This is a genomic window from Photorhabdus noenieputensis (assembly GCF_018448935.1).
GTDB lineage: Bacteria > Pseudomonadota > Gammaproteobacteria > Enterobacterales > Enterobacteriaceae > Photorhabdus > Photorhabdus noenieputensis.
This window is the reverse complement of record NZ_RCWC01000009.1, coordinates 95,532-110,537: the sequence shown is the minus strand read 5'-3', so window position 1 is coordinate 110,537 and position 15,006 is coordinate 95,532. Positions and strand designations below refer to the sequence as shown.

The 15,006-nt window shown below is 40.7% G+C and carries 16 protein-coding genes and 1 other RNA gene; 6 read left to right on the top strand and 11 right to left on the bottom strand.

The annotated features are described in order from the left end of the window. The first annotated feature begins 41 nt into the window (after positions 1-41). An RNA gene (gene rnpB / locus EAE91_RS09085) (RNase P RNA component class A) lies at positions 42-418 on the top strand. 43 nt (positions 419-461) lie between these two features. Here rnpB and EAE91_RS09080 read toward each other — a convergent pair. Next, positions 462-1,163 (bottom strand): pirin family protein, encoded by a 702-nt coding sequence (locus EAE91_RS09080; protein WP_214088204.1) that lies wholly within the window; start codon positions 1,161-1,163, stop codon positions 462-464. A gap of 110 nt (positions 1,164-1,273) precedes the next feature. Here EAE91_RS09080 and EAE91_RS09075 point away from each other — a divergent pair, with 110 nt between their 5' ends. Then, a complete protein-coding gene (locus EAE91_RS09075) occupies positions 1,274-2,170 on the top strand; it encodes a LysR family transcriptional regulator (RefSeq protein ID WP_040148844.1) in 897 nt (298 codons plus the stop codon). Positions 2,171-2,797: 627 nt separating this feature from the next. On the opposite strand, the gene EAE91_RS09070 is transcribed toward EAE91_RS09075, so the two are convergent. From EAE91_RS09070 to EAE91_RS09035, 8 genes are all read right to left on the bottom strand, one after another. Continuing rightward, positions 2,798-3,568, bottom strand: coding sequence for a hypothetical protein (locus EAE91_RS09070; protein WP_214088203.1), 771 nt, complete (start codon positions 3,566-3,568; stop codon positions 2,798-2,800). Between the two features lie 212 nt (positions 3,569-3,780). Further along, entirely contained in the window at positions 3,781-4,119 is a 339-nt protein-coding gene (locus EAE91_RS09065) for a hypothetical protein (RefSeq protein WP_214088202.1), read from the bottom strand. A gap of 1,083 nt (positions 4,120-5,202) precedes the next feature. Next, positions 5,203-5,598: a DoxX family protein gene (locus EAE91_RS09060; RefSeq protein ID WP_214088201.1), complete on the bottom strand. Its 396-nt coding sequence runs from the start codon at positions 5,596-5,598 to the stop codon at positions 5,203-5,205. Positions 5,599-5,822: 224 nt separating this feature from the next. After that, positions 5,823-6,077, bottom strand: a complete 255-nt coding sequence (locus EAE91_RS09055; protein ID WP_214088200.1) for a YqjK-like family protein — start codon at positions 6,075-6,077, stop codon at positions 5,823-5,825. Then, positions 6,070-6,471 carry a phage holin family protein gene (locus tag EAE91_RS09050; protein WP_046396984.1) on the bottom strand — a complete coding sequence of 134 codons (402 nt, stop codon included), beginning with the start codon at positions 6,469-6,471 and terminating at the stop codon, positions 6,070-6,072. The genes EAE91_RS09055 and EAE91_RS09050 overlap by 8 nt, the downstream gene beginning before the upstream one ends. Position 6,472: 1 nt before the next feature. Beyond that, entirely contained in the window at positions 6,473-6,778 is a 306-nt protein-coding gene (locus EAE91_RS09045) for an ElaB/YgaM/YqjD family protein (RefSeq protein ID WP_214088199.1), read from the bottom strand. 193 nt (positions 6,779-6,971) lie between these two features. Continuing rightward, positions 6,972-7,643 carry a DedA family protein gene (locus tag EAE91_RS09040; protein ID WP_214088198.1) on the bottom strand — a complete coding sequence of 224 codons (672 nt, stop codon included), beginning with the start codon at positions 7,641-7,643 and terminating at the stop codon, positions 6,972-6,974. A gap of 289 nt (positions 7,644-7,932) precedes the next feature. Then, positions 7,933-8,139 (bottom strand): hypothetical protein, encoded by a 207-nt coding sequence (locus tag EAE91_RS09035; protein WP_214088197.1) that lies wholly within the window; start codon positions 8,137-8,139, stop codon positions 7,933-7,935. A gap of 89 nt (positions 8,140-8,228) precedes the next feature. Here EAE91_RS09035 and EAE91_RS09030 point away from each other — a divergent pair, with 89 nt between their 5' ends. Together EAE91_RS09030 and sstT are read left to right on the top strand one after the other, a co-directional pair. Beyond that, positions 8,229-9,194, top strand: a complete 966-nt coding sequence (locus EAE91_RS09030) for a TerC family protein (RefSeq protein ID WP_214088228.1) — start codon at positions 8,229-8,231, stop codon at positions 9,192-9,194. Positions 9,195-9,607: 413 nt separating this feature from the next. After that, positions 9,608-10,846, top strand: coding sequence for a serine/threonine transporter SstT (sstT, locus tag EAE91_RS09025; RefSeq protein WP_214088196.1), 1,239 nt, complete (start codon positions 9,608-9,610; stop codon positions 10,844-10,846). A gap of 129 nt (positions 10,847-10,975) precedes the next feature. Here the strand turns inward: sstT and EAE91_RS09020 are convergent, their stop codons facing one another. Next, the gene (locus tag EAE91_RS09020) at positions 10,976-12,997 is read right to left on the bottom strand and encodes an NADPH-dependent 2,4-dienoyl-CoA reductase (protein WP_214088195.1); all 2,022 of its coding nucleotides are present in this window, start codon (positions 12,995-12,997) and stop codon (positions 10,976-10,978) included. Positions 12,998-13,079: 82 nt separating this feature from the next. On the opposite strand from EAE91_RS09020, the gene EAE91_RS09015 reads away from it, so the two are divergent. Further along, entirely contained in the window at positions 13,080-13,235 is a 156-nt protein-coding gene (locus EAE91_RS09015; RefSeq protein WP_214088194.1) for a hypothetical protein, read from the top strand. A 195-nt stretch (positions 13,236-13,430) separates the two neighbouring features. Continuing rightward, complete coding sequence (locus EAE91_RS09010) at positions 13,431-13,574, top strand: hypothetical protein (protein WP_214088193.1); 144 nt, start codon at positions 13,431-13,433, stop codon at positions 13,572-13,574. 161 nt (positions 13,575-13,735) lie between these two features. Here EAE91_RS09010 and asd read toward each other — a convergent pair whose 3' ends face one another. Further along, positions 13,736-14,854: an aspartate-semialdehyde dehydrogenase gene (asd, locus tag EAE91_RS09005; protein WP_214088227.1), complete on the bottom strand. Its 1,119-nt coding sequence runs from the start codon at positions 14,852-14,854 to the stop codon at positions 13,736-13,738. Between the last annotated feature and the right edge of the window lie 152 nt (positions 14,855-15,006).

Genomic DNA, 15,006 nt, shown 5'->3' with positions numbered 1-15,006 from the left:
ATGCCTATACATTGTTAGGTAAACCTCTTATAATCCGCCGCGGAGTTGACTAGACAGTCGCTGCTTTATCATTAATCCTTTGGACGATGGATAGAGGAGAGGAAAGTCCGGGCTCCGCAGGGCAGGGTGCCAGATAACGTCTGGGGGGTGAAAGCCCACGACCAGTGCAACAGAGAGCAAACCGCCGATGGCCTACTTAATGTAGGATCAGGTAAGGGTGAAAGGGTGCGGTAAGAGCGCACCGCACGGCTGGTAACAGTCCGTGGCACGGTAAACTCCACCCGGAGCAAGGCCAAATAGGGGTTCATTAGGTACGGCCCGTATCGAACCCGGGTAGGCTGCTTGAGCCAGTGCGTAAGTGCTGGCCTAGATGAATGATTGTCCACGACAGAACCCGGCTTATCGGTCAACTTCAAAAATTTAGCCCTATTAGATTGGAATCTGATAGGGCTTTCACTTTTTTAGGCAGCCAAATCAATTAACAGCCCCTGAAATTCAGTATCTGCTTTCAAAACCAGGCGACTTTCTTCATGAATAAAAGCGCCATCTCCGCATTTAATCAAAGTATTATCCTTGGAATGGCCCTTTATTTTTATATTGCCGTTTAGGGATTGCAGATAGGCATTTTTTCCTTTTAATTGCAGATGATGAGATTGATTTTTAGTAAGGAAAATATGGTTTACCCAAACTTGCTGACGTAATTGCATACTGCCATCTTCTGCGGTTGGAGAAGCTAGCATAGCTAATGGTTGTTCCGGTAACTCCATTCGTTGCAATGGCAGGCTTTCCTGCTGAGGAAAGGCACTCAGCCAAAGCTGCAAGCGAGTCAGTGGCTTGTTAGTACTGGCATTATGTTCACTGTAGCTGATGCCTTGACGGGTAGAAAATAGTAAACATTCTCCCTTGCTGGCTCTGATATAGTTGCCTTCGCTGTCACGGTATTCTGCTTCACCTTGTAGAATAATGTTCAATATATCCACATGTGGATAGGATTTAGGTTGGAAAGCGGCTTTGGGGGCGATAACTTCTTGATTGAGTACACGTAGCGCGCCATAACCTAAAAACTGTGGGTCAAAATAGTGCCCAAATGAAAATGTATAACGAGCCTGTAGCCAACCATAGTCAGCTTTCCCACATTGTTTTGCTGTTCTATTTATAATCATGATGGCAGTTACCTTAAAAAAACACACACTAAGAATAGTAATTATCTGGACGGCGAAATGTTAGCCAGTTAATCTGGTCACCATATTCAAATTTCCTGATTGAGAAAAATATGAGCAAAGAACGAGCGCTTACACTGGAATCTCTCCGGGTCATGGATGCGATTGACCGGCGGGGAAGTTTTGCTGCGGCTGCTGATGAGCTTGGCCGTGTTCCTTCTGCACTTAGCTATACGATGCAAAAATTAGAAGAAGAGCTGGATGTAGTACTGTTTGACCGTTCGGGTCACAGAACTAAATTCACCAATGTTGGTCGTATGTTGCTTGAGCGTGGGCGTCAATTGCTTGAAGCTGCTGATAAATTAACCGCTGATGCAGAGGCATTAGCGCGAGGTTGGGAAACTCACCTGATAATTGTTTGTGAAGCGTTGGTTCCAGCTTCTTCATTATTCCCATTAGTGGGCAAACTTGCTCAAAAATCGAATACTCAGCTCTCTTTATTGACTGAGGTTTTGGCTGGCGCATGGGAGAGGCTGGAAACGGGTCGGGCGGATATTGTTATTGCACCAGATATGCATTTTCGCGCGTCGGCAGAAATTAATTCACGTCAGCTTTACAGCATTACCAATGTTTATGTCGCTAGTCCTGATCATCCTATACATCAAGAGCCGGAGCCTTTGTCCGATGTCACGAGGGTGAAATACCGTGGTATTGCTGTAGCAGATACCGCGAGGGAGCGGCCGGTATTGACGGTTCAATTGTTAGATAAGCAGCAGCGTTTGACGGTCAGTTCTCTGGAAGATAAACGCCGCGCCCTCTTAGCTGGGCTGGGTGTTGCTACTATGCCTTATCCTATGGTGGAGCAAGATATTGCAGAGGGTCGTTTGCGGGTGATTAGTTCTGAATACAGCCATGACACAAATGTCATTATGGCATGGCGACGAGACAGCATGGGGGAAGCTAAGTCTTGGTGTTTGCGGGAAATCCCTAAATTGTTTGTTAGTCGGTAATTTGTTAGTCGGTAAGTAGAAGCGATGTGAACAATCAAATTAGGAGACAGGCTGTAAAAAACATGATTCGATGATTGCTTAGTGAAATATGAAATTATGGCATAACGAATCTAACATTTATGAATAGCGCCAGCCAGTACAGCAGACTGTCTGGTTGGCAGTGTTAATCTTTTTGAGCAGAGCTGACATCATTGATAGGTGTAAATTTTGTTTGAACCTAAATTTTATGATCTCTATTCAATGAGTATTGATGGTTCTATTTTTGGGGTACCAGACAGTGATGAAAACAGGGAGACTTTCGGATTTATCAGTAACACCAGAACGGTTTTTCCCCAGGTCAGAATGGTTGTTCTGATATCAATATATTCTTATATGGTTGTTGTCTGCATCTCATGACACTTTTAAGAAAAGTGAGTTTATCTTGCTCAGGATTTAATTTCTTTTGTCCCGGAGCATTCGTTAACTTTTCTTGACGGGGCTATTATAGTGCATCTTTTGTTTATCAATGGCAACAAATAGGCTAGGCCATAGTGCATTTTTCTTTGGCAAGAAAGATGCTACTATAGCAACCGCCTGATTTTTTGAAAAATTGTACTTATTAGTTTAATCTGTCTCCATCTATTATTTTTAGCCAAAATTATCTTTTACCATATGATATTGCTTGAGAAGATCATCGGTATTGTCATATATGACAGACCAGCTACTTAGGCTAATTGTTGTGTTATGTTTAGCATTGTCTTTGCTCTTTTTTCTATAATCTTTTATTTGTAGTCTCCAACGTATTCCTAATACTCCAATTCCATTGCCTGTATCTTTTTCTTTATCGAAATTATCTATTAGTAAGAGGAGTTTTATTCTCCAGCCGGAATCATAATTTTGGATATTGTCATCATTAATTGAGCTTAGGAGATTTGTTAGCGCAGATTCCATATCTGTTTTGTCCAGAGGTTGTACTAGAGTCTCAGAAGATCCCTTAGCAATTTGGATAAAGGCACTTTTTACTGCATCTACGTTATCATATTTATCTGTCGATGCTGGTGGATCATCCTCATTTCCCGCAAATGTACTACAATTTTTCCCTAGCCATTTAAAATGTTCAGGTACGCCAATATAAATTAGTTGCGTTTTGTATCCGAGGGCCTGGTCCTCTGGTGACCAGTTAGCTCTGGATGTATGTACGAAATTGTCATCAATATATTCCCCAATTGCAAATGACTGTGTACTTCCTGTAATTAGTTGTCTTCTTACGTCCTCAATATATTCAGCGAGTAAACTTTCATCCGTAAGGTCACATGTTAATCCAATAGCAGTCAATTGTGCCTTTAAGTCATTTGCGGATAGTTGGTCTGGTGTGTCTTTTCTTAATTTCACATTTATTTTTTTACCATGAATAGTCATAAACTCTCCGTTATTATTCTATACCCGTCATCTTTCAAGTTGCCTCTTTGTTGGCTGCACTCGCTCACCCCGGTCTATGCTCCCGGGGATTCTCTCCCTTGCCGTCGCGATGCATCTTGAAATCCATTGGGTATATGGGAATTAAATGTTGATTTAACAATGTATTATAAGTACATTGATTAATGTTAGCTCTCTTTTTCTGGCTTAGAGTTTTATAGTCTATAAATTAATTCAATGCCTCTTAAATTACCAAGTCTTACGCAAACGTTAACTTCTAATGCATTGAGATAAGCATTATGACTCATATCATAGAGTCCATAAACACCGTTACCCTCGGTAATACCAGGGGTTAGATATGTATCATACCATTGCCCTTCTACTAATACATTCATGGCAGGTCCATTTCCATTTTGGTTGCTGGTAATATTTATACTGCTTATAGATGTATTAGTAATTAATTTACCGTCGCAAACATCCTTTAATTTTCCTGCTCCGGTAGCATAAAATGGCATTAAACAAATAATGGTATAAGCAATTGAACTATATTTCATTTGTCTTCCCTATTCGTTTATTTTATGAAGAGTTCTGTGAATTATCTGGCACAGGTATTTTGGTGAAATTAAAATACAATTATTTAAATTTAAATACTAATTATTAGCCTGCGTTACTATCAATATTTTTAATGTCAATGTTTTTAATGGCTTTCCTATTGATTAAATGATTTTCTAATGTATATAGTTATGTGTCAAGTTGTTTTGTTCAAGAGTTATAGGCGTTTTTAGTTTTATGTTGTAATTTAAAAAACAACTGATTGTTTTTTTAAGACCGATTGTCTTAATATTATTTTTCGGGAAAAGTGGTTGTGATATAATAAGTGTAGCTATTGTTGAAATGGTTTTTAATTTAATGTGATAATGTTAAGTTTTTATTATTTTATTTCCTGAAATATAATGATCGATAATTATGTAAAGGAAATATATTAATCGTAAAATTAAATAATAAAAACGCGTGAATTTTAATTTAAATCGTTATATAAATAATCATTCGACGTTGTAATAGCAATTGTTCATTATGAAATAATAAAGTAATTTAATTTTATGATTTCTAATGAAATATATTGTGACCTATTTTTGAATGTAATGTTATTGATATGTGGTAATTTGTTTCATTTTAAGAGATAAAGTTAAATAAATTTAAAATAATTATATTGTGATTAAATGTTGAATTTGATTAAATAATATTTAAATATATTTGAATTAATTGTTGTTTATTTAAATTGGTGTTGTGGGTGTTAATAGGATTTACACTGCAAATCCTATGCTCTTTATATTAAATTTTTAAAGATGCTTTCAATATGTTACCGAAAATAGAGTTAATTATTTCCTGCCGAGAAATGAGGTGGTTATTTATTTTGATAAAATAACTATTTTACTAGAATCACTGTGATTTAATAGAAGCTTGACCTATTGATTAAAGTGAGCCGAAAGATTTTCGAGATCTTTCGGCTTGCTATTTACCTTCTGAATATTGGACATCTGGTTGATAAAATCCTTGAACGAAAGCGGGATTTTGATCATTTCATCTTTTACCTGAAAGCTGTTATTTTTCAGATTCAGAACAATCACAGCAGGATATTACCAATTTCTCTTCATCAGGCGGTCGATACTGAATTTACCTGGACCTGTGATAGCCAGTAACAGATAACCTCCACCGATGGTCAGGTTTTTGAGAAACATAGTCTGATTCATGCCTTCAGCAAAATTGTTGTGGAAGAGTATGGCAGTCAAGATACAGAAACCGAAGGTAAATAACGCGGTGGTACGAGTTAAGAAACCAAATAGAACTGCCAGACCACCACCCAATTCAAGTAAGATCGTCAGTGGTAATAGAAAGCCAGGGACGCCCATAGCATTCATATATTGCTGAGTACCCGCATAGGAATCACCTAATTTTCCATAACCTGCAACGATAAACAGAATTGGCATCAAAATACGAGCCAGTAACAGGGCACTATCTTCAAATTTTTTCATTAACAACTCCTGAGACACAGAAAAATAATAATAATTTGTTTGATGATTAGCTTGTACCAAGTGGAAACAGCACAACTTGTTAATCATTAACGGATGGAATGTATACTAAAGAGAGATGAACTTAGTTGTAAGCAAGGATTATTAACAATTTTATACAAAGTTTTTGAATATAAGCAACCAGAGTGATCATCAACGAAGGATATTATGAAGAATTATTACCATTTTCATTTCAATAGTCGAATGATATAGCGCGACAAATGGTAAAATTTCACAGGATGACGGAGGCTATATAAAGAGATAGCGTGGATTGCGGGCCGCAGATAGGGCTTTAATGACAAAAGCTTTTGCCAGCTTTTGTCATAAGGTTCAGTGAGGCTCTTCCAGAGCTGTGTATTGTTGGAAAGTTCAAGTCGTTGTAGCTGGATATTTCTAATTAGCTGCTGTTTTTTCAGCTTTTTTTCCCGACGTTGCCTACTCATTACTGTAATCCTCCAGCATTTCTCGGTCGATCTTGAGCTGTTCGCGAGTAGCGCTAAGTAATGTTGAACTTTTCGCTTTCCTTATAGTCCATATAAGGCCAATAAGCGCCAGAACGAGTAGTGTGCCAGTGGTACTTGCTAATACGGTAAAACGCCAGTTGGGATCGATAGCCCAAAAAATCATAACAAGTAGACACATGAGGCCGAAAGCGGTGAGTAGTAATGTCAGGCTGGCTATGACTATCAGTTGTATCAAAGTGGCTTTTTCTTTTTCCAACTCTACAACGATAAGTTGTAAACGAGTTTCTACTATCTCGACAGCAACAGTGGCAATACGTTGGAGAATATCAAGGACCCCTTTACCGGGGCCTTGAGATTTGGATGAGTTACTCATATTAGCGTTTAGCTAATAATACACCTAATATGGCACCAACCGCAGTACCTATACCGATGCTTGTCCACGGCTTATCATGAACGTAGAGATCGGCACGGCCCGCCATATCTTTTGTTTTCTTAACAACCATATCGCTGGCATTACCGAGTTTAAAACGAGTATCTTTGATGACTTCCTCTACTTTGTTGCGAAGTTCTTCCAACTCAACTTTGGATTTGTCACCAGAGCTTTGGATCACTTCTTCCAGTGTTTCTGCGAGTGATTTTAGTTCAATGCGTAGATCGTCAGTAGTTTTGATCTGTGACATGTAGATTACTCCTCATATAAGGTGTGTGTATTTGACTTAGTTAGTTGCTTTTCCTGATGCCGGAAAAGACTATCCTTAAATATAGCTTATATTTGGAAAGGTGAATAAAAAACATTAGAGTAATTTCACTATTCTGCTGCAAACGATACTTCTATCTACAGCAGGGAGGGAGATTAGGCTTTATTGGAATTAATTACTTTTTTTGAGGGGATTGGCAGGTTTTTTTACGCCACACAACTAACAAACTGCCGCTAAAACCAATAATGAGTAAAGCAAGTGGTAGTAATATCAGGAAATTCATTACCAAGTCTTCATACTGACGGAAAATAGGGGTCTTACCAAGTGCGTAACCCAAAGAGGTTAGGATAATGACCCACAGGAAGCCACTGAGCCAGTTAAAAAACTGGAAACGGCTGTTTTGTAGACCTGTCAGGCCTGCAAGTGTTGGTAGAAGGGTTCTGACGAATGCGAGGAAGCGGCCGAGAAGTAAAGCAGACAGGCCGTGGCGGTGAAAAAGACTGTAAGCTCTTTGGTGGTAGTAGGCCGGAAGGTGAGAGAGCCAGCCTTGCACTATCTTGGTATTTCCTAGCCATTTTCCCTGGAGATAACCGACCCAACAACCTAAACTTGCTCCGGCAGTTAATATTACAATCGTCAGAGGGAAACTCATTGCACCTTTGGCAATTAATACGCCAACCAGTATAAGTAGGCTGTCTCCTGGCAAGAATGCCGCAGGAAGGAGGCCACTTTCAAGGAAGAGGATCAAGAATAGCATGATATAAATGGCCCATATTAGGGATGGATTGGCCAGAGTTTCATAATCCTGGTACCAAAGTGCATATATAAGTTCTTTTACTATTTCCATCAGGTGTTCCTAAAATGCCTTTGTTCGTTCATCCTGAAAGTTTGAGGCTAAACTGATTAAATTACGTCCTGTTTTACGTTATTTGGCTGGTTTTAATGCCTTTTTACTCCGTTGAAAAAGGCAAATGACGCGGCCTGTGCCACTGTAACAAAATCAAGGGTGACTAAACAGAAAATTTTGGTGATCAATTGAACGTTCATTAAAATCGGATAGGAAATGGGTCTATGAGGTTGGCCTGCTAGGTTTTTTAATTTAGATAAGTTGCTGTTTGTTCCTACTGTTTCTGTTGTCATTTTATTATTTTTTCAGTGGTAGATTGATTCTTGTATAATTTTGATTTATTTTTCACCACAGCAAAGGGGAGTAACTTCCTTGCCGGTTTATCGTCATTACGATGCAACAGCATCCGGTTGCCGGGCAACCCTGAAATTATACCTGATGGTACATTTTCTGTGTTGTAAGTGAGACCTTGCCAGAAGGCGAGGGTTGCTTGCAATACATCCATCTCCACGATATGGGGAAGAAATAGAGCAGCGGCTGGCGTCTTCTGAGACTTCAGCCGTTTTTGTTTGTGAGAAAAAGAAAATGAATTCTGTGGGTAGCCCTCTCTTATGGGGAAGTTTCGCTGTTTTAATTACGGTTATGTTGTTGCTGGATCTATCCTTACAGGGACGTAAGAAAGAGCAAGCAATGTCGTTTTGCCAAGCTGCTGTCTGGAGTGTAATTTGGGTAAGTTTGTCGCTCTTATTTGCATTAGGATTATGGTGGTATTGCAGAGAAACCGTAGGGGAAGCGGTTGCTAATAGTCAGGCAATGGCTTTCCTTACCGGGTATTTACTTGAGAAAGCACTTGCTGTTGATAATGTATTTGTTTGGCTGATGTTATTTAGCTATTTTGCTATTCCGGCAAATTTGCAACGCCGGGTGCTTATTTACGGTGTCTTAGGTGCCATTGTGCTGCGTACTGTGATGATCTTTGCAGGGAGCTGGCTGGTTTCTCAATTCAGTTGGATACTCTATCTGTTCGGCATCTTTCTGTTGGTTACCGGTGTTAAAATGGCGTTAGCAAAAGAGAATGATTCCCCGATAGGCGATAAACCTTTTGTCCGTTGGCTAAAAGCGCATATTCGTATCACTGATAATCTTCATGGAGAACGTTTCTTTGTGAAAGAAAAAGGTTTGTTATATGCGACTCCACTAATCCTGGTCCTGATTTTGGTTGAAATTAGTGACGTTATTTTTGCTGTAGACAGTATTCCTGCTATTTTTGCTGTGACTACAGATCCTTTTATTGTTTTGACCTCTAATCTTTTCGCTATTTTAGGATTACGTGCAATGTATTTTTTACTGGCAGGTGTGGCAGAGAAATTTACAATGCTGAAATATGGTTTATCAATCATTCTGATATTTATCGGTATCAAAATGCTAATAATGGATTTTTATCATATTCCTATGGCGGTTTCTCTGGGAACTGTAGCGAGTATTTTGACAATAACAATGATGATTAATGTTTGGGTAAATAAGTACAAAACTAAAGAGCTAGGTAATTAGATAACTATTTTTTAACAGATAACCATATCTTTCTTGAATGGGGAGATATGGTTTCTTCTTGGCTTAAATTGCTGCGAAATGGTTAAACATAAAAACAAATAATTGTGTTTTGTAAATGTATAAATTGCCGTTTTGATCACACAAATGTGAATGCATTGTTAATAAGTGCTGGCGAGGTTGTATATTTTAACTGTCGCAGCTTTTCACTACTCTTGGTTTCCCTATACTGAGGAAGCAAACACAAAAAAATATATACCCGTTATCTTTCAAGTTGCCTCTTTGTTGGCTGCACTTACTCACCCCGGTCACATAGTTATCTATGCTCCCGGGGATTCGCTCCTTTGCCGTCGCGATGCATCTTGAAATCCATTAGGGTATAGGTTTAACAGAACTGTTAATAAAATGGATCAGCTATGGAAAAACAAAAACGTGGCTTCGTGCATTACATTGTACAAGGGAGCCTGGTTAAACAAATTTTGGTAGGTTTAATTGCAGGGATACTGTTAGCGTGGTTGACGCCTTCGGTTGCCAAATCAGTCAGTTTGCTTGGCACGTTGTTCGTTGGTGCCTTAAAAGCAGTAGCTCCGGTATTGGTATGGATTCTGGTTATGTCTTCTATTGCTAACCACAAAGAAGGTCAGAAAACCAATATTCGTCCGATCCTTATCCTCTATGTCTTGGGTACTTTTTTTGCTGCGCTGGTTGCCGTGGCCGGTAGCTTTATGTTCCCGTTACAATTGGTACTAGCTACCAATGATGCTCAGATGTCTCCACCTGAAAACATTATGGAGGTGATTAAAGGGGTATTGGTTAGTGTCGTCGCTAATCCGGTAAGCGCGTTACTGAATGGTAACTATATTGGCATTCTTGCTTGGGCTATTGGCCTTGGTATCGCACTGCGTCATGCAACGGATTCAACTAAGTCCCTGATTCATGATATGTCTGAAGCGGTTACTAAGATTGTTCGGGTGGTCATTCGTTTTGCACCGATTGGTATTTTTGGTCTGGTGTCTTCAACAATTGCAGAAATGGGATTTGGTGCTTTACTGGGATATGTCCAATTGCTGGTTGTATTACTGAGTTGTATGTTGGTTATGGCACTCATTGTAAACCCATTGATTGTTTACTGGAAAATTCGTCGTAATCCTTATCCACTGGTATTTGCTTGCCTGCGTGAAAGTGGCGTAACTGCATTTTTCACTCGCAGTTCGGCTGCAAATATTCCAGTGAATATGGCGATGTGCCGCCGTATGAATCTGCATGAAGATACTTATTCAGTTTCTATCCCGCTAGGAGCAACCATCAATATGGAGGGCGCTGCGGTAACTATTACGGTATTGACTCTGGCTGCGGTCAGTACGTTAGGTATATCGGTTGATCTGCCTACAGCATTGTTACTGAGTGTGGTTGCTGCAATTTGTGCCTGTGGTGCTTCTGGTGTGGCAGGGGGATCGTTATTGTTGATCCCTCTGGCATGTAGCATGTTTGGGATTTCCAATGAGATGGCTATGCAGGTTGTGGCAGTTGGTTTGATTATTGGTGTATTACAGGATTCTGCGGAAACGAGTCTGAACTCTTCTACCGATGTACTGTTCACTGCCGCTGTTTGTCAGGCTGAGGATGACCGTCTGTCATCGGATCAGCTAACTTAACGTAATTAATTGAAGTATTCAGGTTTAAAAAACTTAGGTAAAAAAGAGTAAAATGTCCGCGCCAGGAATGGCGCGGCTTGAGGATTTACTCTGTTTTTACGACTTGTCTGTGACCGCCATTATTTATCATCAAATTTTAAGACCTAACCGAGTACCTTGATCGATAGCCCGTCGAGCATCCAATTCGGCAGCAACATCTGCCCCACCAATAAGATGCACAGTTTTTCCCGCTTGCTGTAACGGTTGATACAATTCTCTCAGTGGCTCTTGTCCTGCACAGATAATGATGTTATCTACGGCAAGACAGCTCTGTTCCCCATTGCAACTAATATGTAATCCTTGATCATCTATTTTTAAATATTGCATGTTGTTTAGCATTTTTACACCACGTAGGTGTAGATTAGTTCTGTGTATCCAACCTGTTGTTTTACCGAGTCCTTCACCAACCTTTGTCGGCTTACGTTGCAATAAATAAATTTTCCGAGGAGAAGATTCTGGTTTAGGGCCTTGAGGGGATAAACCACCACGATGTATCAGGTTATGGTCAATGCCCCATTCTTCACTGAAAGCGGTACTATCAAGGCTAGAACTTTTTCCAGGTTGACTCAGATATTCTGCGGTATCAAAGCCGATGCCTCCTGCGCCAATGATAGCTATACGTTGACCGACATTTTTCTTATCCCTTAATACATCTAAGTAACTCAGTACCTTTTCGTGATGGATACCATCGATCGTGAGTTGGCGAGGCGCAATGCCGCTGGCGATAATCACCTCATCAAAATCAGAGAGTGTTTCTGTTGTGGCAGTCTGGTTCAACCGTACATCAACATGATGGATTGCTAACTGACGCTGAAAATAACGTAATGTTTCATGAAATTCTTCTTTACCAGGGATCTGTTTAGCAATATTAAATTGTCCGCCAATTTGTCCGTCACGTTCAAACAGAGTGACATGATGACCACGACTGGCAGCGGTCACCGCGAATGACAATCCGGCAGGTCCGGCACCGACAACCGCCAGCTTTTTAGGGATGGTAACAGGTTCGGCGGCCATTTCTGTTTCGTGGCAGGCGCGGGGATTAACTAAACAAGAGGCTATTTCACCGACAAAAATTTGATCCAGACATGCCTGATTACAGCCAATACAAGTGTTAATCTCATCGGCCCGTCCTTGTTGGGCTTTCATAACAAATTCAGCATCAGCTAGAAAAGGTCGTGCCATAGAAACCATATCGGCACAACCTTGTGCTAGCACTTGCTCTGCAATGTTGGGATCATTAATTCTGTTTGTTGTGATCAATGGAATAGAAACTTTTCCCATTAACTTTTGCGTTACCCAACTGAATCCAGCACGAGGAACCATAGTGGCAATTGTTGGAATCCGAGCCTCATGCCAGCCGATACCGGTATTGATAATAGATGTCCCCGATTGTTCAACGGCAACAGCGAGTTGCTCGATTTCCTGCCAATTAGATCCCTCTTCTACTAAATCCAGCATTGAAAGCCGGTAGATTAGAATAAATTCTCGTCCAGTTGCTTGACGGACAGCTTTAACAACTTCCACGGCAAAGCGCATTCGATTTTCAAAACTTCCGCCCCATTTATCTTGGCGATGGTTGGTACGAGCAGTCAGGAACTGGTTAATCAGATAACCTTCAGAACCCATGATTTCTACGCCATCATAACCCGCTTGTTGTGCCAGTTGTGCACAATGAGCGAAGTCAGCAATGGTTTGCTGGATGTCCTCTTCTGTCATTTCACGAGGCATGAATGGATTAATTGGTGCTTGAATGGCAGTGGGGGCGACAAGGTGAGGTTGATAGCTGTAACGGCCGGTATGTAAGATTTGCATTGCAATTTTTCCACCAGCCTGGTGAACTGCATCTGTAATAACTTTATGGTGAATAAGGTCTTTTTCATCTACCAGAAATGCAGTGCCTTTTCCTATAACACCTTGTTTATTTGGTGAAATTCCTCCTGTGACAATCAATGCCACGCCTCCGGCTGCCCGTTCAGCGTAAAAGCGAGCGAGCCTCTGGGCACGATCGGGATGTTCCTCTAGTCCAGTGTGCATTGATCCCATCAAAATGCGGTTTTTCAATGTGGTGAACCCCAAATCTAGAGGGGTGAACAGGTGAGGATAATGGCTCATTGCAATCTCCATCGGGTGTTTGTCAATCATAACCAGATTATTATTGTGTCCTAAACCACCAGTCAAAGCTCTAAGTGGTCGGATGAGTGATGGTTCAAATTTAGATGGAATAAGGTTAATTGGGAAAAAAATGTTAAATGAATGTGATGAAGGTCATGAAATCAGGCTATTTCATAGAGTTAGTGAGAAGAATCTGAATGCAAAAGTTGTTGATGTACTCTTTGTTGATTGGGGCTAGAAAGGTTAACCAAATCACAATATGGGCCATAATCGATTTCAGTCGTTCACTTTCCCTGATAGTCCGTAGCATATCTTTGTGTGTTTAGATAGAGAGAATGGGACTAATTCAGTCAGGCGATTTATTGACTCAGTTTTAGTATTTTTTCTGAATGATGTGGTAGCGATTTAAATTTGAGCAATCTCTAGAAAAATAATGGGCACAGAAAAACATGATCTACTGATTGCACCAATAAAATGGAACGCGAACCGTTGGGACTTAGGGGAAGTCGGAGCAAATCAGGCAGATGATTATCGGGGCTTGTTTTACGCTGGTGAACCTTCTAACGTTAATGCTTAAAATCGGTTCTATCACCCGTTTTTCTCGGGCTTGGCCTTATAACGCGCCAGGACAGAACGCGTTGTAAATCAGGAAAGCACTAGTAGCAAAAGAGAAAGTAAAAAAACAGACGATGAAATGGTTTAAACGTTAGTTCATTGCTCTGATTTTTTATCTATTGATTATACTCGGTTGAGTAGAATATTTAACATACGGCGCAACGGTTCGGCAGCACCCCACAGTAGTTGATCGCCGACAGTGAAGACAGAATAAATCGGTTCATCGTTAAGTGACATTTTCTTATAGCGCCCGACACCTATGCGTAAAGAATCGCTAATAGCGGCTGGAGTCAACTTGCTAATGCTCTCTTCTTTGTTGTTGGGCACATAGCTTACCCACGGATGCGCATTTTGCACTAGTTCAACAAATTCGGTTTCGCTGACGTCGCGTTTCAACTTCATAGTGATCGCCGCGCTGTGACAACGAATTACACCGACGCGAATACACAGGCCGTTGACCTTGATAGTGCCGGGCTGGAGGCCTAGAATCTTGTTGGTCTCTACTTCGCCTTTCCATTCTTCACGGCTATTGCCGTCACCGAGATCGCTGTCAATCCAAGGAATGATGCTACCTATCAGAGGCACACCGAAGGCCTGTGTCGGCAATTCCGGGCTGCTAATCAGATTGGTAACTTTTTTTACCAAAGGCAATATTGAGCCTTTGTCGGCTAGATCGTCCGTGCTCAAGTATTGGCTAATGTATGAGTTTTGTGCTATCAGTTCACGCACATACTTGGCCCCCGCGCCAGAAGCGGATTGGTAGGTCATCAAGCTCATCCATTCAATTAGGTCAGCTTTCACGAGGCCGGCCAGTCCTATAAGGCTCAGCGTAATAGAACAGTTTCCGCCGACGAAAAGTTTGGTGCCTTTGCTAACTTCATAATCAATCTGGTTACGGTTGACCGGATCAAGAATGATGCAGGAGTCCTTATCCATGCGTAGTGCCGACGCGGCATCAATCCAATAGCCTTGCCAGCCACTGGCCTTGAGAATAGGGTAAATTGCCTTAGTATAATCGCCGCCTTGACAGGTAATAATTATGTCCATTTCCGTCAATGCGCTGACTGCGTTGGCGTCTTTGAGTTGATAAGTAATGCCATCAATGGTAGGACCAGAGGAGCCTGCACTCGATGTACTATAAAAGTGAGGGACGATGCCTTGAAAATCGTTTTCTTCTAGCATACGTTGCAACAAAACAGAGCCCACCATTCCCCGCCAACCAATTAAGCCGACTTTTTTCATCATAATATCTTACCTGTGTTAAGTTATGGCATTGTTGATGATTTGTTATACATTGGCGATAGGATAATGTCATTAAAGATTGTTGAGCACTTAGATAAGTTGTAGATGAATTTTATCGTCAGTATAAAAATGATTAACAGCGCTAACCTCAT